Annotated in this window: 23 protein-coding genes and 2 tRNA genes; 11 read left to right on the top strand and 14 right to left on the bottom strand. The window is 65.4% G+C overall.

Features of this window, described 5'->3' with window-relative positions; all coding sequences use genetic code 11:
* The first annotated feature begins 21 nt into the window (after positions 1-21).
* The 3 genes from ACWHYQ_RS02710 to ACWHYQ_RS02700 all read left to right on the top strand — a co-directional run bounded on the left by ACWHYQ_RS02710 (position 22) and on the right by ACWHYQ_RS02700 (position 2,451).
* A complete protein-coding gene (locus tag ACWHYQ_RS02710; protein ID WP_447974217.1) occupies positions 22-828 on the top strand; it encodes an ethylbenzene dehydrogenase-related protein in 807 nt (268 codons plus the stop codon).
* Complete coding sequence (locus ACWHYQ_RS02705; protein WP_447974216.1) at positions 825-1,835, top strand: c-type cytochrome; 1,011 nt, start codon at positions 825-827, stop codon at positions 1,833-1,835. Before ACWHYQ_RS02710 ends, ACWHYQ_RS02705 begins: the two co-directional genes overlap by 4 nt.
* Positions 1,836-1,914: 79 nt before the next feature.
* The gene (locus ACWHYQ_RS02700; RefSeq protein ID WP_447974215.1) at positions 1,915-2,451 is read left to right on the top strand and encodes a hypothetical protein; all 537 of its coding nucleotides are present in this window, start codon (positions 1,915-1,917) and stop codon (positions 2,449-2,451) included.
* A gap of 9 nt (positions 2,452-2,460) precedes the next feature.
* Here the strand turns inward: ACWHYQ_RS02700 and ubiA are convergent, their stop codons facing one another.
* Positions 2,461-3,330 (bottom strand): 4-hydroxybenzoate octaprenyltransferase, encoded by an 870-nt coding sequence (ubiA, locus tag ACWHYQ_RS02695; RefSeq protein ID WP_447974214.1) that lies wholly within the window; start codon positions 3,328-3,330, stop codon positions 2,461-2,463.
* Positions 3,331-3,580: 250 nt separating this feature from the next.
* Here ubiA and ACWHYQ_RS02690 point away from each other — a divergent pair, with 250 nt between their 5' ends.
* The gene (locus ACWHYQ_RS02690) at positions 3,581-5,410 is read left to right on the top strand and encodes a hypothetical protein (protein WP_447974213.1); all 1,830 of its coding nucleotides are present in this window, start codon (positions 3,581-3,583) and stop codon (positions 5,408-5,410) included.
* Between the two features lie 148 nt (positions 5,411-5,558).
* A tRNA-Thr gene (locus ACWHYQ_RS02685) sits at positions 5,559-5,633 on the top strand.
* A gap of 161 nt (positions 5,634-5,794) precedes the next feature.
* Here the strand turns inward: ACWHYQ_RS02685 and ACWHYQ_RS02680 are convergent.
* The 7 genes from ACWHYQ_RS02680 to ACWHYQ_RS02650 all read right to left on the bottom strand — a co-directional run bounded on the left by ACWHYQ_RS02680 (position 5,795) and on the right by ACWHYQ_RS02650 (position 10,646).
* Positions 5,795-6,709 carry a phage integrase N-terminal domain-containing protein gene (locus ACWHYQ_RS02680; protein ID WP_447974212.1) on the bottom strand — a complete coding sequence of 305 codons (915 nt, stop codon included), beginning with the start codon at positions 6,707-6,709 and terminating at the stop codon, positions 5,795-5,797.
* A 500-nt stretch (positions 6,710-7,209) separates the two neighbouring features.
* Positions 7,210-7,740, bottom strand: coding sequence for a hypothetical protein (locus ACWHYQ_RS02675; RefSeq protein ID WP_447974211.1), 531 nt, complete (start codon positions 7,738-7,740; stop codon positions 7,210-7,212).
* 215 nt (positions 7,741-7,955) lie between these two features.
* Positions 7,956-8,144, bottom strand: a complete 189-nt coding sequence (locus ACWHYQ_RS02670) for a helix-turn-helix transcriptional regulator (protein WP_447975510.1) — start codon at positions 8,142-8,144, stop codon at positions 7,956-7,958.
* Between the two features lie 117 nt (positions 8,145-8,261).
* On the bottom strand, positions 8,262-8,573 hold the full coding sequence (locus ACWHYQ_RS02665; protein WP_447974210.1) for a hypothetical protein: 312 nt from the start codon (positions 8,571-8,573) through the stop codon (positions 8,262-8,264).
* 258 nt (positions 8,574-8,831) lie between these two features.
* On the bottom strand, positions 8,832-9,182 hold the full coding sequence (locus ACWHYQ_RS02660; protein ID WP_447974209.1) for a DUF2442 domain-containing protein: 351 nt from the start codon (positions 9,180-9,182) through the stop codon (positions 8,832-8,834).
* Positions 9,157-9,399: a DUF4160 domain-containing protein gene (locus ACWHYQ_RS02655; protein ID WP_447974208.1), complete on the bottom strand. Its 243-nt coding sequence runs from the start codon at positions 9,397-9,399 to the stop codon at positions 9,157-9,159. Before ACWHYQ_RS02655 ends, ACWHYQ_RS02660 begins: the two co-directional genes overlap by 26 nt.
* A 32-nt stretch (positions 9,400-9,431) precedes the next feature.
* A complete protein-coding gene (locus ACWHYQ_RS02650) occupies positions 9,432-10,646 on the bottom strand; it encodes a tyrosine-type recombinase/integrase (protein ID WP_447974207.1) in 1,215 nt (404 codons plus the stop codon).
* Between the two features lie 518 nt (positions 10,647-11,164).
* Between ACWHYQ_RS02650 and ACWHYQ_RS02645 the strand changes: the two genes are divergently transcribed.
* From ACWHYQ_RS02645 to ACWHYQ_RS02620, 6 genes are all read left to right on the top strand, one after another.
* Positions 11,165-12,391 (top strand): hypothetical protein, encoded by a 1,227-nt coding sequence (locus ACWHYQ_RS02645; RefSeq protein ID WP_447974206.1) that lies wholly within the window; start codon positions 11,165-11,167, stop codon positions 12,389-12,391.
* 127 nt (positions 12,392-12,518) lie between these two features.
* On the top strand, positions 12,519-13,052 hold the full coding sequence (locus ACWHYQ_RS02640) for a hypothetical protein (protein WP_447974205.1): 534 nt from the start codon (positions 12,519-12,521) through the stop codon (positions 13,050-13,052).
* A gap of 101 nt (positions 13,053-13,153) precedes the next feature.
* Positions 13,154-13,444: a hypothetical protein gene (locus ACWHYQ_RS02635; protein ID WP_447974204.1), complete on the top strand. Its 291-nt coding sequence runs from the start codon at positions 13,154-13,156 to the stop codon at positions 13,442-13,444.
* Positions 13,445-13,833: 389 nt separating this feature from the next.
* Complete coding sequence (locus ACWHYQ_RS02630; RefSeq protein ID WP_447974203.1) at positions 13,834-14,685, top strand: HD domain-containing protein; 852 nt, start codon at positions 13,834-13,836, stop codon at positions 14,683-14,685.
* Positions 14,676-15,098 carry a secondary thiamine-phosphate synthase enzyme YjbQ gene (locus ACWHYQ_RS02625; RefSeq protein ID WP_447974202.1) on the top strand — a complete coding sequence of 141 codons (423 nt, stop codon included), beginning with the start codon at positions 14,676-14,678 and terminating at the stop codon, positions 15,096-15,098. Before ACWHYQ_RS02630 ends, ACWHYQ_RS02625 begins: the two co-directional genes overlap by 10 nt.
* Positions 15,099-15,112: 14 nt before the next feature.
* The gene (locus tag ACWHYQ_RS02620; protein ID WP_447974201.1) at positions 15,113-16,243 is read left to right on the top strand and encodes a S1C family serine protease; all 1,131 of its coding nucleotides are present in this window, start codon (positions 15,113-15,115) and stop codon (positions 16,241-16,243) included.
* Between the two features lie 21 nt (positions 16,244-16,264).
* Here ACWHYQ_RS02620 and ACWHYQ_RS02615 read toward each other — a convergent pair whose 3' ends face one another.
* The 6 genes from ACWHYQ_RS02615 to ACWHYQ_RS02590 all read right to left on the bottom strand — a co-directional run bounded on the left by ACWHYQ_RS02615 (position 16,265) and on the right by ACWHYQ_RS02590 (position 19,821).
* Positions 16,265-17,263, bottom strand: a complete 999-nt coding sequence (locus tag ACWHYQ_RS02615) for a YheT family hydrolase (protein WP_447974200.1) — start codon at positions 17,261-17,263, stop codon at positions 16,265-16,267.
* 51 nt (positions 17,264-17,314) lie between these two features.
* Positions 17,315-17,390: transfer RNA gene (locus ACWHYQ_RS02610), tRNA-Asn, on the bottom strand.
* 131 nt (positions 17,391-17,521) lie between these two features.
* Positions 17,522-17,785 carry a hypothetical protein gene (locus ACWHYQ_RS02605; RefSeq protein ID WP_447974199.1) on the bottom strand — a complete coding sequence of 88 codons (264 nt, stop codon included), beginning with the start codon at positions 17,783-17,785 and terminating at the stop codon, positions 17,522-17,524.
* A gap of 82 nt (positions 17,786-17,867) precedes the next feature.
* Complete coding sequence (locus tag ACWHYQ_RS02600; RefSeq protein ID WP_447974198.1) at positions 17,868-18,146, bottom strand: pyruvate ferredoxin oxidoreductase; 279 nt, start codon at positions 18,144-18,146, stop codon at positions 17,868-17,870.
* A 22-nt stretch (positions 18,147-18,168) separates the two neighbouring features.
* Complete coding sequence (locus ACWHYQ_RS02595) at positions 18,169-18,873, bottom strand: 2-oxoacid:acceptor oxidoreductase family protein (protein ID WP_447974197.1); 705 nt, start codon at positions 18,871-18,873, stop codon at positions 18,169-18,171.
* 42 nt (positions 18,874-18,915) lie between these two features.
* The gene (locus ACWHYQ_RS02590; RefSeq protein WP_447974196.1) at positions 18,916-19,821 is read right to left on the bottom strand and encodes a thiamine pyrophosphate-dependent enzyme; all 906 of its coding nucleotides are present in this window, start codon (positions 19,819-19,821) and stop codon (positions 18,916-18,918) included.
* Between the last annotated feature and the right edge of the window lie 63 nt (positions 19,822-19,884).

Here is a 19,884-nt window from a genome sequence, read left to right as displayed (position 1 = left end):
CACGCGACAACCCGAAGGACAATGGTCCTGCTCGGTTTCGTCGGTATGATTGCCACGCTGGCCGGACTGGCAGGGCCGGCTGTCGTGCTGGCGCAGGAGAGCGTGGTGGCGCGGGCAGCCTTGGTGGATACGGTACCGGCCGATGATCCAATGGCACCGGCCTGGAATGATGCCCCCATGGCCGAGTTCCCACTGTCGCCACAGGTGCATTGGGCGCCGCGGATCCAGCAAGTCACGGTGAAGTCGGTCAAGGTTCGGGCGCTGCATGATGGGAAGAGAATGGCCATCCTGCTCGAGTATGCGGATCCGACCCAGGATCCCGACGATGCAGCGGCGCTGGAGTTCATGGTCGGAGACAAGAAGGCCCATTTCGCACACGGGCAGCCCATGGCGCAGGTCCAGGGCGGCCCCGTCAACATCTGGTACTGGAAGAACAAGGATGCTAAAGGCGTGGATATGAACGCCCAGGGGTTCGGCACGCTCAAGGCGCAAGACCATCAGGACGTCACAGCCAAGGGGAGTTACCAGAACGGAATATGGCGGGTGGTCTTTGCGCGCGCGGTTTCCACGGATCATCCCGACCAGGATGCGCAATTTGTACCGGGGGAGTTCGTCAACATTGCCTTCGCCGTGTGGGACGGCACGCGGCTGGAAGATGGGAGCATCCGTGAGAAGGGTTCGCAGAAGGCAATTTCCTCGTGGTGGTACTTCCGGCTGGAGCCGCCGCCGGATTACTCGCCGTACGTGTACGCCTTGCTGGCTGTCGGTGTCGCCGCTGTCGTGGAGTTTGTTGTGGTCTGGAGGCTTAGGAAAGGATCCAAGGCATGAGCATGTCCCGAACGACCCGCCGGCGTGCCCTCGTTCTAGTGGCCGTCGCGGCCATGGGCTGGCTGGTCTCTGGAGGCTGCGGCTTTGGCGACGAACGGGTGTCCCGCGGTAAGCAGCTCTATGCCCACTACTGTGCCCACTGTCACGGGGAGAGCGGGCGACAGAATGAGGGGTACAACTGGGCCCACATGCCGGACCCGCGTCCCAAGGATCTCTCGAACAAGGACGAGATGGGGACCTTCAAGGACGAAGAGATCTTCAACACCATCTCGCGCGACATGAAGGACACCACCCCGGAAATCGGAGACAAGATCGGCGAAGACGAGTTCGCCGTGCCCACTATGCCGACGTTCAAGTACACGCTCTCCGAGGAGGAAATCTGGGACATCGTCGCCTACGTTCGCACGCTGCACGGGATGAAGCTGACCTACAACGTTGAGGGCCGGAAGAAGCAACTCCAGGAGCAGCTCCAGGCGGCCCAGCAGGCATTTGACAAGGCCAAGCAGACCTACGAGGCCGCCGAGCAAAAGGCGAACGCCGAGGCTGAGCAGAAAGGCATCGAGGTGGACGAATCCGTCTATGCCAAGGAACAGGAGGCCATGGCTGCCGCCAGTAAGGCGCTACAGAAAGTCAAGGCCGAGCTTGTCAACTTCACGACCCGCCCGGAGTTTCCTGCTATCCCGAAGCCTGACCTAGCCATGGCGGCGGACGTGAGCGCGAAGCTCGCCGAGACCGGCAAGCGACTGTACAAGAACAAGTACGGGTGTCACTCGTGTCACCGGATCGGAGATGAGGGTGGAATCGTTGGGCCGGAGCTCGATCGCGCAGGGTTTCGCCTGAACGCCGCCTGGGTATACCGCTGGATCAAGTACCCGCAAAGCATCAAGCCTAACACCAGAATGCCGAATCTCGGTCTCTCCGACGAGGACGCGAAAGCTGTGACCATGTACCTTGCCACGTTGAAGGCACCGAGAGTGGATCAGCCGATCGCCAAGGCTGCGAACTAAACCCAAGCTTCTGCCTGTTGCTCCAGCGCCGACCGTGCCCTGTGGAGTATTCAGGCTGCCGCCGGCAAAGGAGGCCCCCATGGCCCGCCCCGTGACTCAGCCCAAGGCCGTGCGTCCGCGCCGTCTGCCCCCGGCTGGCGCGTGGCCGGCGGCGGCTATGCTGGCGGCGATCGCCCAGCTTGCCGGCTGCGCGACCAAGGGCGACCTGGAGGCGTTGAAGCAGGAGCTGCAGCAAGCCAGCGCGTCGCAGATCGAAGCGGTGAAGGGCCAAGCGAAGTCCGGATTCGAGGCGACCAAGAAGCAGCTCGAGGAGCAGGATCGGAAGATCGCCCAGGACCTCAAGGCACTGCAGGACAGCTTGAACAAGCTCGCGGAGCAGATACGGGCCAACCAGGCCAGGCTCGCGGACAGCCAGACGAGGTACGAGGACCTTGCCAAACAGACCCAGGCGCTCCGCGCCGCGGTCCAGGCCGCCAATCACGCGATGGTGGAGTTTCTACGGTCCCAAGAGGCGCGGTTGAAAGAGGATCTGCGCCATGTGCAGGGGGCCATGAAGCAGTTGGCGGGCGAGGAGAAGCTGCAGGACCCAAAGGAGTTAGTCGAAAAGCCGAAGTAGCCCACCGGGCTAGAGGAAGCCGAGCCAGATTCCGCCCAGAATCCCCCAGCCGACCCAGACGTGCTGCTTGAACATGGCGAACGCCAGGGTGGGCGGCACGTCTCGCCTGAGCTGCCGCACTTGTTGGCTGAGGAACCCGCCGATCCCCACAAGCGCCCCATAAAACGCCGGTCCCAGTCCGAGCAGCCAGCCGGTCAGCCCCAGCAGCAGGAGCATCCCTGCCAGCGACACCCCTACGGCGAGCCACGTCCGCTCGCCGAACAGGAGGGCAGCGGACTTCACGCCGATTCGCCGATCGTCCTCCCGGTCCTGGAGCGCATAGATCGTGTCGTAGGCGACAGCCCACAGGATGGTGGCGGCGTAGAGGAGCCAGACGGGAAGGGCCAACCCGTTCCGGACCTCTGCCCAGGCCATCAGCACGCCCCAGCCGAATGCAACGCCCAGGACAGCCTGGGGGAGGTGGACGATCCGCTTGGCCAGGGGATACAGTGCGGCCAGCACAAAGGCCCCAGGGCTCAACCAGCGGCTGAGCGGATTCAAGAGCGGGAGGAGCCCTGCCGCCAGGCTGACGAGCACGCAGGCGGCCATCACGGCAGCCCGCGCGCTCAGGGCGCCGCTAGCGAGCGGGCGGTCCTTCGTACGCGCCACCTGCCGGTCGAGGGACCGGTCCGCGAGATCGTTTAGCACGACCCCCGCGCTGCGCATCAGGAACGCGCCGGCGGCGAAGATCGCGAGCAGGCGCGGGGCGGGACGGCCGCCCGAGGCGAGTACGAGCGCCCAGAACGTCGGCAGCATCAGGAGCAAGGTTCCGGACTGATTGGGCAGACGGAGGAGCTGGGCCCACAACGTCCACGGCGCGCCGCGGGGCCGGTCGCTCATGTCCGTTGGGCTCGTCCGAAGCGCGGGGCGGAGCATGGCCGACCTTAGCGTAGGGTCCGTTGCGCTGTCAACGCGCGGGGCGCGGCCCGTATCCGCCCGCAGGTTGCCTTTCTCCGGGAGAATCCGGTATATACCTGACATTGTGCGGGCTTCACGTGGCGCGAGCGCTCGCCTCAGGCCGATTGCTCCCCTGCTCCTTCGTGCCGCCGGCGCCGTCGTGGCGTTGGTGGGCCTTTCGAGCTGCGGCTCTGTGTCTCCAAGCCTCTTCTCCCGCTACACCGATCCCCAAGGGTATTGGCTGCCCTTGACCGTCGGGCTGCACTTCGATTCCACCGTGACGGACGCCACCCTCGACTATACGGACGGGTGTCTCAAGCGGCAGGCGCTCCTGCTGGCCGAGGACCTCAAGGCGGCCTTCAGAAAGGAGATCGGGCTCGTCTTCGCCCACGTGAAGGAAGCGACGCCGGGCCAGCGGATTCCCGGCACGGACGGGGACGTCACGGTGTCACTGGGCTTCAAGGAACTAGAGCTGTTCATCCCGCGCCGGGCCACCAAGAGTTATCGAGCAAACCTTTCGCTGGGCGCCACCGTCGCCGTGTTCAACCTGGCGGGCGAGATGGTCTACTCCAAGAGCCTGCGCTACGACGCGCACGGCGAGGTGGAGACGGACAAGGACCAGTGCGAAGTGGCCGGGCTCGCGGGGCTGGCTCGGGAGGCCGCCGGGCGCTTGGCGGAAGGGTTCAAGAAAGGACTCGGGACCTCCGTCAAGGTCCGCGAGATGGCGCAGGCCCAGCAGCAGGGCGGTCCGGTGGCCAGTGCGTCACCCGGCCCTCCTTCGTCCTCAGCACCGCCGCCCGCCCAGGCGCCGCCCCTCGCGCCGGCCGCTCCTCCGGCGTCCGCTTCGCCCTTGACGTTTCACGCGATGCTGGGGGACGAGAACCGGAACCAGGTGCTGGAGAGCGGCGAGCGGGTGATCCTCGAGATCGAGGTGGGCAACGCCGGGCGCGAGCCGATCAAGTCCGTGTCGATCGTGCTGACCGGCACGCCCGCGCTGGTGAACGAGCTGGGTACCCCGCTCGTCGTTGGCGACCTGCAGCCGGGGCAGAGCAAGGTCCTACAGGTGAAGGGCCGGCTGCCGGAGGTGACGGAGGAGCAGGAAGCGGCGTTGATCGTCTCCCTCGAGACGCCGGACAGCAACCTCGCCAGGCCTGTGCCGAAAAAGTTCGTCGCGGCCCTCCGGCCCGGTCGGCGCTCCGCTCCCGGGCGGCCGCCCGTGGACGTGGACCGGATCCCCGCCCGCGCCGCGAGGGAGCGCCCACAGGCCGTGGGGCTTGCCATCGGCATCGGCACTTTCCGGGATCCGCAGGTGCCCGCCCTGCAGTTCGCCGCGCGCGACGCGAAGACCATGGCCAAGTACTTCTCGCGAGTGGTCGGCATTCCCGCGCAGCGGGTCAAGCTGCTCACGGACGAGCAGGCGCTCAAGCAGGATCTGGCCGAGGCCCTGGAAGAGTGGTTGCCGCAGCAGACCGGCGCGGGCGGAGAGGTGTTCGTCTTCTTCTCGGGTCGCGCCGTCGTGGATCCGGCGACGGGCGCCGTTCTGCTGATGCCCTATGAGGGACACCCAGCCAACACGAATCGGCTCTACTCGCTGCGCCGGCTCCGGGCCGCGCTGGCGCGCCTGCCGGCCCGGCACATGGTGCTGATGCTCGAGGTCACGTTGACCGCGCTCCCAGGCTCGCCCGGGCTCAACGGCGTCAAGCCTGACTGGTATCCAGTAGCGACGACGGCGAGTCAGGGCGAGCTGGTGCAACTGGTCGGAATCAGCGGTACACAGGAGGCGGCGGAATACGTCGAGGCCCGCCACGGCCTGTTCACCTACTACTTACTCAGCGGACTGAGCGGCGCCGCGGATCGCAACAAGGACGAGGTTATCTCGGTCGCGGAGCTCTTCGACTATGCGCGGGCCGAGGTGACCCGCGCCGCGAAGGACCTGTTCGGCTTGGTCCAGGAACCCCAGGCCATCCCGGTTCCGAACAGCCGGTTGAAAGTCTGGGCCTTCCCGATGGTGCGCCTGCGGTAGGAGCAGGGCCTCCCGGGATTGTGCAGTCCGCTGCGGATGGTCCCGGCCGCGCCGGCACGGTTGACAGCGTCTGCCCGTCCTGAGTATGATCGCCGCCAGTCTCTTGGGACCTTAGTCCTGCCAGACCGGACTTGCCAACGGACCGGAAGCCGGCGTAGCTCAGCGGTAGAGCAGCTGATTCGTAATCAGCAGGTCGGTGGTTCGACCCCACTCGCCGGCTCCAAAAATCAAAAGGTTACGAAAGGCCACTCGACGAGAGATCGAACATGTAGACGCCATGTAGACAGCAGGCCCCCGTCAGGTCAGCGAGGCTGGGGCCTGTCGGCCTCCCTTCAGACTCGGCATCCGTGACCACGTCGCTTCCCCCTTGACCGCCACCTCCCCTCACAGCTGCCGCCCCAGGTAGTGCGTGGCAATCTCGGCGCGTGAGTGCCCCGCCTGTTCGGCCACCTCTTGCCGCGCTGCCCGGTCCACCTCGGCCGGGATGACCTCCGGATCGCCGCCTCTGACGGGCGCGGGGCGCCCCGTGTGCTCCTGGTAGACCTCCTGGAGTCGTTCATGACGCAGCCCGTGACTCGTGATGCCGTCGTCGCGCGAAATGCCACAGGAGCGGACGACGTAGTAGTAGTGCTGCCGCCACTGCCGCCACTCATACCGCTCTGGGATCATCGAGCCCATCCGGTCGCCCACCAGCGCTTTGGCGCGGTCCAAGACGTCCCGTTGCCCTGCCGTGGTGATCGGGACGACGCGATCCCGTCCGCCTTTCGTGCCGTGATGGACGCTCAGATACGCGCCTTTATCCGCAAGATGGGGCCGAAGCCGCGCGGCCTCCGCCATCCGCAAACCGAAGGCCCGCTGGAGTTCAAGCTGCATTGCCGCGTGTTGATCCTTGGCGCGGACGAGGGCCAGCTTGTCTCGCAGGTCGACCCCTCGCCCTGACCAGCTCCGATCCGCGCGCCCGCTGGTCCGCGCCGGAATCCCATAGCTCTCCGTCGCCCGCACGATGCCTGGTTTGCCGATCCATTTCGCGAAGACTCGGAGCACCGAGAGCTTATTGTGGATGGTGCTGATCGCTTGTCCATCTTGACGCCATTTCTGGATCAGCGCCTCAATATGTTTGGGTTTCAGACTCCGGACGTCCTCCAGCTTGTACCCGAGCCCGCGGAGCTCTCGGAAGGCCTTGAATAGCACGTCCGAGCGCTTCGCGGTGGTCTCATATGAGACTCGCTTGGCGTCGTCGGCTGAGACCCGTCCGTGCTCGCGGAGGATGTCCGCGAGCGATCTTGCCCAGTCACCCATGGTTCTCCTCCGTTCTTTCCCCCTGCTACGGGTGGGGCTCAGGGCGGGCGCGCGCCCGCCCTGAGCCAGCTCTGTGGCATACGTGAGTGTCTACACGCGATGATCCGAGCGCATTTCGGCGTCTCGGTCATCCCCGGTGACCCGGGCTGGCCTTGCGCCAGGCCGGAGTGCTCCCACTCCGACGCACAGCCTGATCCGTGCGATTTCGATGCGGCTGACAGGTGGGACCGATCCTGCCACCAGATCGGACGTGCCAGCCCCATCGTCTACGCTGACTTGCTACCGGCTGCGACCCCTCCGCTCGGGATTGGTCCGCTCGCCGGTCTCGGCGATCCCTCTCGCGTCTCGCCGAGCACGATCGCTCCACCGGGAACGATGTCGTGAGCGTGTGATCTCGCCGCCTGCGGATGTGTCCACTCGGACTCCGGTGATTCCCCAGCACGTTGCGGCGTTCCACCACATCTGTATATATCCGTACGGTCTATGACTGCGTATGACGGTCATCGTCTCGGTACTGCGACGGGTACTCTGATCTCGGCCTGCCACACGCCGCGATGCCGCCAGACCTGAGACGGTGTCCCTCCTCCGTGTCCCGCAATGACTTCGGCTTTTTTCAGCGCTTTATCTCGGTCGTCGGGCTCGCAGTCGAGTATTTCGGTTCGCACCTCGTACCATTGACCGCTGCGCTCATGGTAGAGATACCGCTGCCGGCTCTCTCCATCCCGGAGCCCCACGAGACCGAGCGCTCGCCGTCGCCAATTGCGTTTTTCTCGCAATGCCTCTTCTTTGGCTTGCCGGAGTGCTTGGATCGCTCGTTCCTGTTGGCTGAGGTAGGCGTTCGCCTGGTCGAGGGCGGCCCGGGCGCGCGCCACCTCGGCGCGCGCCCGGGCCCCGTCCTCCTCCGCTTGCCGTCGCGCTGCCCGCTCCTGGTCGAGGAGCTGGCGCTCGACATGCGTGGCCTCTCCCTCGCTCGTCACCACCCGGGCGGTGAGCCCCCCGAGCATCCCGGTCGTCAGGACGATGTAGTGCATGCCTGCCATTCAACTTTTCGTCATCCTGTTGGGTCACTATTGAATCTGCGCCATAAGTCCGCGTCCTGTCTCGCTGGATGCGCCCCTCTCTGTTGAGCGCCTCGCGGCGCTGCAACAGAGAGGGGCGGGGGCTCCGCCCCCCGGCCGGTGGCCGGCTCCCCCCTCCCCCCGGATGGGGTCGGGCCGCCGCGAGTCGGCGGCCCGTGCATATCTGGTCACGAAACCTGGCATCCTGCTGCCTCTGTTCGCGTGCAGGTCGCCAGCCACTCCGCGACATCGGACTCGCGGTACCGCACCATGCGCGCTCCGATTTTGGCGAATGGCGGGCCGCCACCACGGATTCGCCATGCTTGCAGTGTTCGGCGTGAGACCTGGAGCATGTTGGCGACTTGCTCCTCGGTCATATATCTGTCTCGGGCTGCGTGATCGATCCTCATGTCGCACCTCCGATGTGTCGTGTCCAGAGACTGGATAGACGTGGCCCTCCCGCGTGAGCGGGGAGGGTCTCACGGCTCTGTTGGTCAGGACACTTGCGGAGGTGCTCGAAGGAGACTCGAGGTCGGGAGCAGGAGCCGGCGAGTAGGCCGCGTAGCGAGCGGCCGGAGCAAGCACGCGGTCGTCGGCACAGGCAGCGTCGCAGACAGGAGATCCGCCAGGCAGGTTAGGAGCGCCAGCCAGCACGCGCGCATGATGCGTGCGTGCACGCGCGCGATGTCGTCCAACACCCCGACGTACGCGGGCGACCAGAGCAGCGCGGCAGGCATCGCGACCGTGCCGCCGAGGTACCAGACGATCCCGAGTCCTGTGCCGGCCGCCAGGAGTGTGACGGTCATGAGGAGCCAGCGCCGTGCGCGCTTAGTTATAGGTATATGATCGCGGCTCATCGCCGTCATTTTTCTAGCACATATCATGCCACGTATGTTCTCGTAATGGATCGTATTTGATCGTTTCGCCGCGTAGGGCGCGTGTTGGCATCTTTGCCTCACGTGTGTCATTTTGCCTCACGCGGATTCGGGAGCCACCGGTACACCTTGCCGACGACCAGGCTGGCCGGATTGCTCTCGACGTACTCCGTCATCGTCTCACCCGTGTCATTTTGCCATCCTTCCGCCCGATCCCGTGCGCTTCATCCCCGTGCGGTTCTGCGGTCGCTGGCGCTTGGCACGGCGGCTTCGGGGCCACCCGACCCGCGCCGGCGCTGGCGCCCCACGCAGTAAGCCTTCCGTGCTGAGATCCTCGTCCAGATCCGGCCAGTGAATGCCGTACCCACCCGCGCACACCTTCCAATTGGCCCGCTGCTTCGCCGTGCCACCCAGCAGCCTCGGGTACCAGACCAAGGGAACGGCAATCGTCCGACCGTCCATTAAATCGACGGTCAACGTGTCGGCCGAGATCCGCACATCCCGCACTCGCTCGTCAGCGCTCAAGGCCAAAATGCCCATGCCATGCCTCCAGGAGTTGTTCTCGATGCGCTTCAATCAGGGCTCTGACTCGCCGCAACTCTCGCGGGGAAAACCCGACATTCCGCGCGAGTGCCACCGGCCGAAGCCAGAACTTCGCCGAACGATCATCGCGATCCACGTGGACGTGCGGAGGTTCGTTCGGTTCGTGGCTGAAGAAGTACACGCGGTACGGACCGCTCCGTAAGACCGTTGGCACCGCGAGAGTCTACCACAAGCGTCGTGCGTCGCCTACTGCGCATTCGTCACGACGGCTTCGACCGGCGCCGCTGCGCTGTCCAGCCCCTCACCAGGCGCTTCGGCCGGCCGCGCCGCGCCGATCACGGTCAGCATCTTCGCCGCATTCGCCTCCAGCGCCGCTCGGACTGCGTCCACCTGCAGCCGCGCATAGATCGCCGTGGTCCTCGGCTGGGAGTGATTGAGCGCTTTGCCGATCAGCGGCAGACTCGCCCCGCTGGCCGCCAGCCAACTGCCCACCGTGCGGCGCAGGTCATGGATGCGCACATCCTCCAGGCGGGCCCGCCGCTGAATCGCCTGCCACGGCTTCGACACCGCCACCAGATGCCCGCGCCCCCCGCGCCCCGGAAAGACATACGGGTTGTCAGCCAGCCGGGGGAGCTTCGTCAATTCCTCCAGCGCCGGCCGCGGCAGCGGCACATAGTGTGGCCGATTGGCCTTCGTCTGTGGAATCCGCCAGAGGCCGTGTTCGACGTCCAGGTCCTCCCATTTCATCGCCAGCACCTCGCCTCGGCGCGCGCCCGTCAGCAAACACAGGATGAACGCCGCGCGCACATACTCATTCGGTTCCTCCTGAATCGCCCGCCACAGCCGCGGCAGCTCGGCCGGCGTGACGAAGCGGTCCCGCTTCTCCTCCGGAAACGGCGGGATGCCTTTGCACGGATTGGGGCCGGGATACAGCCCCCACACCTCCGCGAGATTGAACATCTTGCGCACTAACGCCAGCAGCCGATTGGCTTGATAGGGATGGGCTTTGCCGATGGCCGTGTGCACCTTGCTCACCTCAGCCCGCGTGATCGCCGTCAGCGGCCATCGGCGCCAGTCCGCCAGCTTGTGCTCCAACAGCGCGAGATCGTTGCGCGCACTCCGCTTGCGCGGGAGCCACTCCGCCCGGTACCGGTCCTCCAAGTCCCCCCAGGTCGGCACGGCCCGCGCCGCCTGCCGCGCCGCCGCGGGATCGCCCCCAGCGACAATCTCCGCCGTCTTCTTGATCGCCTCCGCCCGGGCTTGCTCGACCGTGAGGACCCCATAGCGCCCCAGCGTGATGCGGCGCACCTGCCCATGAATCCGTTTCTCGAGAATGAACGTCTTCGCCCCCGGCGTGAGCCGCACCGCGAAGCCCGGCAGCTCCGTATCCCGCACAAACACCTGCCCGGTCGTCGGACACGGCGTCTGCTCGATCACCCGTTTTGTCAGTTTCGTCCGCATGCGCCTCTCCCCTCGTTGTCGAGGGCGTGTCGACCGCACCCGCGCCGGCAGGCCTGCCATCAGCACTCCGTCAGCAGTCCTCGCCGTGTAGACGCGGTGTAGACAGGACAGATAGCAATCCCTGGGGGGCTGTGTCAATCCCGCCACACCGCGATTTCTCTAAGTCATTGATATATCGCAATTGTGCGTATTCGTTGCCTTTCGGTCGTTGTGGCCGAAATTGATTCGTAATCAGCAGGTCGGTGGTTCGACCCCACTCGCCGGCTCCAGACAAATCAACAGCTTTGCCGCCGAACCGCCTTGTTCCGCGTCGCCTTCCGAGTTCCGGTGGCGGATCGCTGCGCGTTCGGGGCCACGCAATGACGAACGGGCCGCCCAGGTCATCCACGAGATGGCAAGGCTCTGGGGGCCCCCACGTGTGTTCCGCTCTGTCTGTTGTCGAACGCCTGCACCCGATCGTAGAATAGTCTCACCCCCAGACCTACCTTCGAAGCAATACGACAGAGGGAGAAGCAGCCATGCAGAAGCTGCTCTCTGTCGAAGCGGTTCTTGTCGCAGTCTGGTTGTTCAGATCGTTCTGGTGGACGGAGATTGCCTGGGCTTTGCCGGAAGTTCCCCCGCGCGTTCAGGATCGGGAGATCGAATGGCGCGGCAGCAATTTCGCTCCCGTGGACCTTTCTCAGCTCGTGAAACGGGCTCAAAAGGTTGTGTCCCTGAATGCCACGTACACGGCTGCACCGCAGACGGTCCAGCGCCTGCAAGACCTTGACCGACAGGGGCAGGAGGCGCGCATCCTGAGTCTGTTGGGCAAGGCCTCGTTCTTTGACGACCGACTGGCGGGTGAGGCGGAAATCAGCCAGAGCCCGTCCACGCTCCCAACGTCGCAAGGCCTGGGAGATGCCCAGCATCGTCTGCTGCGGTTCGGGGCGACCGGCACCCTGGGAGCATTTCGTTGTGGGCTCACATATCGCTCCGCCGGCGCAGCCTTTCTCAGCGTGCGTGATCAGGTCCTAAGAGAAATGTGGGGAGAGTGGCAGGTTGGCTTCGCCCGCTGGAGAACTTCCAGGACGGAAACGTGGAATAACCTGGAAAAGGTCCCTTCGCGAGCAAGGTTTCTCCAAGATCAGCGGAAAACGTCGCTCATTCTGGCGCCGGCGTTCTGGCCAGAACTCAGCCTCTCCTACGGTCGGACTGTCTTTTCGAGCACCCTGGAGCCGGCCGGAATGGCTCGCCAGCGAAGCCACCTCGATACGTTCGAGGGCGCCCTCTCGATCCGCGGGCCTGTGTGGACGGCCAGGCTGGCCTCACTTTATTCGCTCCGCACCGACGACTATCGATCGGGCCTGAACACAGCGGGCGTCGTCCATGCGTTCAGCGGATCCTATCAACCGGACGCCAGCCTTGCCATCGTCCCGAACCTGAGCCTCCGGGAGGATCGCCAGACGTGGTCGGGGGTCCGGATCTCCACGCTGGCGGCTGCCCTGTCGGTCAACTATGCGCTTGATCGGGAGTTCAACTTCACGACGTCCACCTCGTATAGTGAAACCCGGAGCACCGACAGGCTCGTGGACAGCGGCACGTTCAGCGCCAAAGGCGTCGTGGCGTGGAACTTTCAGACAGTGTCGGCGGTGCGTTGCGCTCTGTCCCTCGATATCGGATATAAGAACGTGTTCGATGCCATCCACCCGGCTGTTTCGATGGAAGACCTCTACGGGTTGATTCGAGTGCAATTGGTGGGGATTTAGGGCTTCTGTTCTTTCCCTACCCGTGATATCCTACTGACCGGTGCGTACCCTGTCCTGGTGATCCGGGGACCCTCCGTGTCCCATTGCGGCGCGCCCGGCAAGCAAGCGTGGGGACGGTGACCTGCCCGTGGTTGAAGCCAAGTCATCGGTGCTCGTGGGCACGATCGTCCTGCTGATCGTGGGGATTCTGGCAGCGGATGCGATGCTGCCGATCGGCATCGCGGTCGGTGTGCTGTACGTGGTGCCGGTCCTGGTGTCCGTGCAGCTCGATCGCCGCGGCGCCCTCCTGGGAGTCGCCGCGATCTGCACCCTGCTGCTGCCGGTCGGCTTTGTGCTTTCTCCGCCGGGCGTGGATGCGTGGATTGGCATCAGCAATCGGCTCTTGGGCGCGGCAGCGATCTGGCTGACCGCGATCCTCTCGTTGCGCCAGAGGAAGGCGCAGGGGCAGATCCGCATTCTGCAGGGGTTGCTGCCGATCTGTGCCTCGTGCAAGAGCCTGCGCGGGATCAATGGAACCTGGCAGCCGATGGACGAGTACCTTGAAGCCTTGTCGAATGCCCTCCTATCGAACACCATCTGCCCGCGCTGCGTCGAGAAGTGGTACCCGGAGCTCTATCCGGAGCTGACGGAGCGACACCCCGATCTCTCACAACGATCATAGCCGGCCCGCCGGCAGGCCTCAACGGAGGCGTCACCAAGAAAAAAGCTTGACAGCCTCGTGGTTGAATGGTAGGGAATAGGCACAATTACGGGCTTTGACCCATGTCGGTCCTCATCACGATGGAAGAGAGCGGGACGAGAAGGGACGGCGACGTCCTCCGCCCGGACGACGGAGCGACGTCGTTGTTTGTGTCTGCGGAGCCGGCTGCGTCGCGCATGAGCGGCAAGCGCCTCGTACACTGCCCGCGCTGCCACGGGGTGCTCTGCCATACCGGAGCCTTCTGGACATGCGGGGCCTGCACGCTCGCCATTACTGACCAGGCCCTGCGGGTGGACCTCCAGGCGGCCCAAGGGGGCGAGCCCAACGCCGAGGCGTTGAAGGCGGCCGGGTAGCGGCGCCTCTGCCTTTCCACTTTCTCCCTCCACGCTTCTGAACCGCCCGAAGCCAACCGAGCGTGTGCGACATTCCGATTGACAAGGAGCGGAAAGATCTGGCACCGAGCTGCGTTCACCCGAACGGCCGAAGTCGCTCCAGGGCTGCCCCGGTCGGGGCGCCACGGTGCCGCCGCCGACGAACACAACCAGGCCATCGGGCTCAAGGAGGTGCTGGAGAAGCTGCCCCGATCCTCCCACGCTTGACACCCTGTCCGAGCGAGGGCTATTCTCAACCGCCTACCTGGAGCAGGGACGCTGTGTCTGATGTCGTCATGAGCCCCCATGCCCCTCGTCGAGCGGTCGGCGGGCAGGCAGGGCGCGTTCGATCCCCGCAGGCTTCGTTGCTGATGCCTCGGCGACTGGCGACGGCGTTGCTCCGCCTGTACGATGTCCCCGATCCGCGGCGTCCCGACCGGATGATCCGAGGCTACGACCGGCCGCACGCGCTCCGGACCGCGCAGATGTGCGCGGCCGTGGCCCTCAGGCTCGGCCATCCGCGGGAGCGGGTCGCGACCTACCAGATCGCCTGCCTGTTACATGACCTCGGCCGCGCGGGCCTCGATCGAGCGCTGTTCGGGCGGATCTGGTCCTGGGCCAAACGCCGTGGGATCCCCACCAGGCCTCGGGAGTGGCGGGCAGTCCATCCGGACACTCCGTACGGGCGCGAGACGGAGGCGTTCCTCCGCCGCCACGGACGGGACCTTGAGCGGCAGGGGATTCGCCTGGATGCGTGGGCTCGCGAGCAGGTCGAGATGCGGCTCGGCTATGCGCGCCGACTGCGGCGACGCCTGCGCGCCGTGCAACCCCGGTTCGAGGCGCTCGGGGTGCGCTGGCGGCCCTGGATGACCCTGGTGACCCTGTACTACTACTATCCCGAAACGCTGCGCGACCAGCCCAGCTGGGTGAGGGAGCTGGCCGAGGTGCTGGTCGCCTGCGAGCAGTTTGAGGCTTACAGCAACTGGCAGCGCGGGCGGGATTACTATACGCGGTCCCGGGAGACGCTGGCCGAGGCGTTCGCCTATCTGGAGAAGCTGCGCATCGAGGGTATCCTGAGCGACCGGGTGGTCGCGGCGCTCCGCGATCTGGCCGCCGGAGGGGCCTTCGATCGCATTCTGGCGGAGGCGCGGCGACGCCCGCTCTCGCGCCGGGAGGTGCGCTATCTGAAGGAGCTGGCGTCAGGAGTTGGGCCATGCCGGTGAGGAGCATCCCGCTGCGGGTGGAGATGAGGGGCGGCACGCAGGTCGAGAACATTACCGACCTGGTCCGCAAGGCCCTGGCGGGGACCGGCCTGCGGGCGGGCCTCGTCACGGTGTTTATCAAGCACACGACGGCCTCGGTTCTCATCATCGAGGATGAGCCTGGCATCCGGGCCGACACCAAAGCGGTCTGGGATCGCCTCGTGCCGGCGGATCCCGGATGGCAGCACAACGTCCGCAACGCCGGAGAGGACAACGCCCACAGCCACCTGCGCGCGCAGCTTCAGGGCTCCTCGGTGACGATCCCTTTTAACCACGGCGCGCTCGAGCTCGGGACCTGGCAACAGATCGTCGTCGTGGATTTCGACACGCGGGCTCGCGGGCGGGACCTCGTCGTGCAGGTCGTTGGAGAGTAACCCGCATTAGACCGATGGAGCCGATCCGGATTCGGCAGCTTCTCCTTCCCGCGCTGCTCGTGCTGAGCGCCTTAGCGGGCTACGCTGCGGGGCGGACGGAGTGGGGGAGGCCCCTCGGCCCGGCCTACGAGGGGCCCGAGGTGCTGCCCCGCCCGGTCACGGTGCCGTCCTCGCCGCTGGGGGCCGACGAGCTGGCGACGATCGCGGTCTTCGAGAAAGCCACCCGCTCGGTCGTCTTCATCACGAACACGGCGATTCGCCGCGGTCCCTTCTCGCTGAACCTGTTCGAGGTGCCCCAGGGATCCGGCTCCGGCTTTGTCTGGAACAAGGCCGGGCATATCGTCACCAACTTCCATGTCGTGTACGGCGCCGACGCGATCAAAGTCATCATGGCCGATCGGACTGATTACCCGGCGCGGGTGGTCGGGGTGGATCCGGACCACGACGTCGCCGTGCTCCAGATCCAGGCGCCGCCCGAGGCGTTGGTGCCGGTCGTGATTGGAAGCTCACACGACCTCCGGGTCGGACAGAAGGTGCTGGCCATCGGCAATCCCTTCGGCTTCGATCACACGCTCACGACCGGAGTTGTGAGCGCTCTGGGACGGACCATCAAGTCCATGACCGACCGGACGATTGAAGGCGTGATCCAGACCGACGCGGCGATCAATCCCGGGAACTCGGGTGGGCCGTTGCTGGACAGCTTCGGGCGGCTCATTGGGATCAACACCCAGATCTACAGTCCGAGCGGCGCCTTCGCCGGGATCGGGTTTGCCGTGCCGATCGATACCATCAACCGCATCGTGCCGGAGCTGATCAAACACGGCCGGCTCATCCGGCCTGGCCTCGGGGTGACGCTGGTCCCGGACGCGATCGTGCAACGCTGGGGCATTAGGGGCGTCGTCGTGGGCCGCATCGCGCCCGGCGGGGCCGCCGACAAGGCGGGCCTGCGCGGGACGCGCGAGACGTTCGGCGGAAGGATCGAGCTGGGCGACGTCATCGTCGCCGTGGACGGCGAGCCGGTGGAGGAGATGGACGATCTGCTGACGATCTTGGATCGGCACAAGGTCGGGGACAAGGTCACGATCGAGGTCCTGCGGGACGGCCGGCGCAAAGCGGTCACGGTGACGCTGCAGGCGGTCGAATAGCCCCCGGCGCGCCCGGCTGCCTCATGTCCGAAGGGGACTGACGACGAACTCGAGGAGGCGGTTCTCCGCCCAAAAGGCGTCCTCCGGGAGGCGGGGGCGCTGGACGAATCCGCAGTGGCCGCCCCGCCGCGGGGCGAGCAGCCTGATGAACGGATTGGCCCGGAGAGCCGGAGTCCCGAAGATCCGGAAGGGGATGAAGGGGTCGTCCTGCGCTGCGATGACCAGGGTCGGCGTCCGGATGCCGTGCAGGACGTGTCGGGCGCCGGCGCGCTCATAATAGTCGGCGGCGTCCCTGAACCCTCCGTCCGGAGCCGTGTAGGCGTCGTCGAACGCGCTCAGGGTCCTGATCCCGTCCAGCCGCGCGAGGTCGTACCGGCCGGGGAAATAGACGGCCTTCCGACGGAGCCGCGCTTTGACCCGCGTGAGGAAATAGTGCTGATAGACCCAGTTTGACGGGCGCTCTAGCGCAGCGACACAGGCGGCCGGATCGATGTTCGGGCAGACCGCGACCACCCCACGCAACGCCGGCAGGGCCGAGCCGGCCTCGCCCGCCATCTTGAGCAGGAGGTTGCCACCCATCGAGTAGCCCGCCGCCCAGATCTCATCTAGCCCGTCCTTCTCGGCCAGCTCCGTGACTACCGCGGCCATGTCACCGCTGAGCCCGGCGTGGTAGAGCGTCGGTGTCAGGTGCTCGGTGCCGCCGCAGTTTCGCTGGTTCAAACGGACCACGTTAAGCCCGGCCTGCCAGGCTTTGTCGGCGATCCCGAGCATGTAGTGCGACTCGCTGCACCCTTCGAAGCCGTGCACCAAGACCAGCGTGCGGTGCCGCTGCCAGATCGGCTGCCAATGGCAGTAGCCAAGAAGCTGCGTTCCCGGCTCGACCGTGAACAGCCGGGCTTCGACTGTGGCACCGCGCAGCAGATGCCTCGTCGGCCGCCAGCGCGGCACGATCGTCATGAGATGGGGATGGACCAGGAGGGGATGGGGCTCGAAGGACGCCGCGGGCCTGTCGCGACTCATCACGAAAGCAAAGGGCTACCTCTTTCGGCCAGAGGCAGCCCCCGTGGTTGTTGGCTCCCCGGGCAGGACTCGAACCTGCGACCAACCGGTTAACAGCCGGTCGCTCTACCAACTGAGCTACCGGGGAACCCCGTAGGAAGCGTGAGCTGTGTGCGCTTGTGGAAAACCGGACCAGAGGCAGGGTGTATTCTAACATAACTGAGGGTGTACCTGGCCAAGTTTTTGCGCGGGACGGGCGAGCAACGGAGGCGGAAGAGATCAGACGTCAAAGTCCGACTCATTCTCCTCGTCGGAGGCCTCGGGGGGCCCCTCCGCCAGCGAGGCATAGTGGCGCGCCCAGGAGAGATAGATGTTCCCGCTGTCGCGCATGGCGTCTGCGCCCTTGACCAGCTTGGCTGCCAGATCGGGGTCCTTGCCAGTCTGCTGGATCTCCGCGGCGCGCCGCTCCAGGGCTTTGGGAAACTCGCGCAGCAGGGCGGTGATCTCCGCGATCAGCTCCCCGACCACATTGTCTTCATTCATGCCCGACTCCTCCCCCCGCCGCTCCAACAAAAAACCCCACGCGCCGGGGCCGTGGGGCTTTCCGTAAAATCCGTTGGCGGGGTCAGCCTTGATACGCCTGGCCGATCGCGGCCGATTCCCCCTTCTTGTTCATGAGCGACCCGTCGGCGCTGACGGCCTGCATGACGATCGCCTGGTGCTTGGCGGCGTTACAGACGACCACGCAGAGCTCGCAGCCCTTACACCGGTTGATATTGACCTGCGCGACCATCTTTTCAATGTTGAGGTCAAGGCAATTGGCCTCCGGGCAATACATGATGCAGAGGCGGCAGCCCTTCTTGGCGACGCATTTCTCTTCGATGACTTGGGCAACGTTGTACATGCGCGAACGATCCCTTCCTCGCCTAGGCCGCCACCGGCATGCCCACGCGCAGCTCGACGTTGTTCTTCTCGGCCCATTCGGCTCCCAGCTCATAGGCGCGCTTGACGGTGGCGAAGTTCTTCTGGAGGAGCATCTCCTTCTTCGCGAACTTCTTCTTGATCGCCTCGTCCAGTGACGCGGTGCCGCCCGAGGCCACGAATTTCTTGCCGAACCGTTCCTGCAACGCCTGATCGAGGGCCTCGAGGGACACGCACTTGGTGATCCCCGCGACCGAGCCGATCATCGTCATGTTGGTGGAGAGCTCGGTGCCGGCGATCTCCAGCGCGATCTGGGTGCCTTTGATGTAGAAGACCGCGACGTTGAGGTCCTTCAACCGCTGGATGTCTTCCTCGGAGAGCAGGGGCACGTCGGAGTTGATGATCACGACGCCGTTTTCCTTGATGCCCGAGTAGAAGGGCATGGTGTAACTCTTGCCCATCGTGATGACCTGGGGGTGGAACACCTCGATCACGTCGGGGAAGACGAGCTCGCCTCGGTCGTAGATCCGTTCCACGCCGATCCGGCAGTAACTCTCGGCTGGCGCCATGCGCTTCTCCGCGCCAAAGAATGGGTTGGAGATGGCGAATCGTCCGTCGCGATTGGCGGCCATGGCCATGACATGCGCGGCGGTCACCGCGCCCTGACCGCCCAGACCGGACATCCGGATGTTCAACCGTTTCTTGATCATGGTGGGATCTCCTCCTTCCCCCTCGTGCGCGCCGGCTCCCCTTTAGGCTTCCTGCGAGGCCAACTGCTTGGCGGCCGCTTTCTTCTCCTTCTCCTTGGCGGCAATCTCGGCCAGGTATTGCTTGGCCGCGTCGCTGACGTATTCCTTGTACGCGAACCGCTCGGTCGGTTTTTCCGAATCCCGCATTTCCTGCAGCCCTTCCATGCTGTTCTTGCCGATCTCCAGGATGCAGGGGGTGTAGAGCTGGAGATAGGTCGGGCCGATCTCCCGGGCCACGTACACGGCATTCTTGACGACCTTCTCGACCAGCGACGGCTTGCTCACCGTGCAGCAGACCACGTAGTGGCAGCCCGACTCGCGGGCGATCTCCGGCAGGCGGACCTTCTCGAATTGCTTCCCGATGGGGGCCATCTTGGCCACGAACCCCTTCTGCATCAGCCCGCTCTCCTGGCCGCCGGTGTTGGCGTACAGCTCGTTGTCGAAGCAGATGGTGGTGAACTTCTCCTGCCGGAACCAAGCCTGGAGCGTCATGTCGAGGCCGATGTCCACCGTCGCTCCGTCCCCGGCGAGCACCACCACGTCCTTGATCCGGCCGGGGAAGCGCACCGTCAGCGCCCGCTTCAGGCCACTGGCGATCGCGTTCTGATTGCCGAACAGCGAGTGGATGTTGTGCACGGCCACGTGGGGGAAGACCAGGCTCGTGCAGCCCGTGGACCCCACCATCACCGTATCCTCAGGGTTGGGCAGGGAGGCCAGGATGTATCGGAACGCCATGGACTCAGGGCATCCGGCGCAGAGCGAATGCTCTTCGATCAGCTCTTTCGCCGCCCCGATGTCCTTCCAGCCCCGATCTTCCTTCCCGTATGTCGCCCGCTGGACCAAGTCCTGATACTCGGGCGGCATGATGTCGAAGAACTCCGGCGCGATTTTGATCCGCTCCTTACTCATGAATGCCTCCTCTTCCAGGTGCCCATTGTCGTCGTCGTTGAGTGCTGTCCGCCCTCCGAAGGG

This window comes from Nitrospira sp. Kam-Ns4a, from assembly GCF_965152595.1.
The sequence above is the reverse complement of the archived record's forward strand: the minus strand, read 5'-3'. Positions and strand labels throughout refer to the sequence as shown.

Coding starts and splice junctions, on each gene's coding strand:
- ACWHYQ_RS02590 (WP_447974196.1), bottom strand. CDS start 19,821: ATGAGTAAGGAGCGGATCAAAATCGCGCCGGAGTTCTTCGACATCATG.
- ACWHYQ_RS02665 (WP_447974210.1), bottom strand. CDS start 8,573: ATGACCGTCACACTCCTGGCGGCCGGCACAGGACTCGGGATCGTCTGG.
- ACWHYQ_RS02650 (WP_447974207.1), bottom strand. CDS start 10,646: ATGCGGACGAAACTGACAAAACGGGTGATCGAGCAGACGCCGTGTCCG.
- ACWHYQ_RS02705 (WP_447974216.1), top strand. CDS start 825: ATGAGCATGTCCCGAACGACCCGCCGGCGTGCCCTCGTTCTAGTGGCC.
- ACWHYQ_RS02605 (WP_447974199.1), bottom strand. CDS start 17,785: ATGAATGAAGACAATGTGGTCGGGGAGCTGATCGCGGAGATCACCGCC.
- ACWHYQ_RS02670 (WP_447975510.1), bottom strand. CDS start 8,144: ATGACCGAGGAGCAAGTCGCCAACATGCTCCAGGTCTCACGCCGAACA.
- ACWHYQ_RS02660 (WP_447974209.1), bottom strand. CDS start 9,182: ATGGGCATTTTGGCCTTGAGCGCTGACGAGCGAGTGCGGGATGTGCGG.
- ACWHYQ_RS02680 (WP_447974212.1), bottom strand. CDS start 6,709: ATGGGTGACTGGGCAAGATCGCTCGCGGACATCCTCCGCGAGCACGGA.
- ACWHYQ_RS02635 (WP_447974204.1), top strand. CDS start 13,154: ATGTCGGTCCTCATCACGATGGAAGAGAGCGGGACGAGAAGGGACGGC.
- ACWHYQ_RS02645 (WP_447974206.1), top strand. CDS start 11,165: ATGCAGAAGCTGCTCTCTGTCGAAGCGGTTCTTGTCGCAGTCTGGTTG.
- ACWHYQ_RS02595 (WP_447974197.1), bottom strand. CDS start 18,873: ATGATCAAGAAACGGTTGAACATCCGGATGTCCGGTCTGGGCGGTCAG.
- ACWHYQ_RS02625 (WP_447974202.1), top strand. CDS start 14,676: ATGCCGGTGAGGAGCATCCCGCTGCGGGTGGAGATGAGGGGCGGCACG.
- ACWHYQ_RS02700 (WP_447974215.1), top strand. CDS start 1,915: ATGGCCCGCCCCGTGACTCAGCCCAAGGCCGTGCGTCCGCGCCGTCTG.
- ACWHYQ_RS02630 (WP_447974203.1), top strand. CDS start 13,834: ATGCCTCGGCGACTGGCGACGGCGTTGCTCCGCCTGTACGATGTCCCC.
- ACWHYQ_RS02620 (WP_447974201.1), top strand. CDS start 15,113: ATGGAGCCGATCCGGATTCGGCAGCTTCTCCTTCCCGCGCTGCTCGTG.
- ACWHYQ_RS02675 (WP_447974211.1), bottom strand. CDS start 7,740: ATGCACTACATCGTCCTGACGACCGGGATGCTCGGGGGGCTCACCGCC.
- ACWHYQ_RS02615 (WP_447974200.1), bottom strand. CDS start 17,263: ATGAGTCGCGACAGGCCCGCGGCGTCCTTCGAGCCCCATCCCCTCCTG.
- ubiA (WP_447974214.1), bottom strand. CDS start 3,330: ATGAGCGACCGGCCCCGCGGCGCGCCGTGGACGTTGTGGGCCCAGCTC.
- ACWHYQ_RS02600 (WP_447974198.1), bottom strand. CDS start 18,146: ATGTACAACGTTGCCCAAGTCATCGAAGAGAAATGCGTCGCCAAGAAG.
- ACWHYQ_RS02710 (WP_447974217.1), top strand. CDS start 22: ATGGTCCTGCTCGGTTTCGTCGGTATGATTGCCACGCTGGCCGGACTG.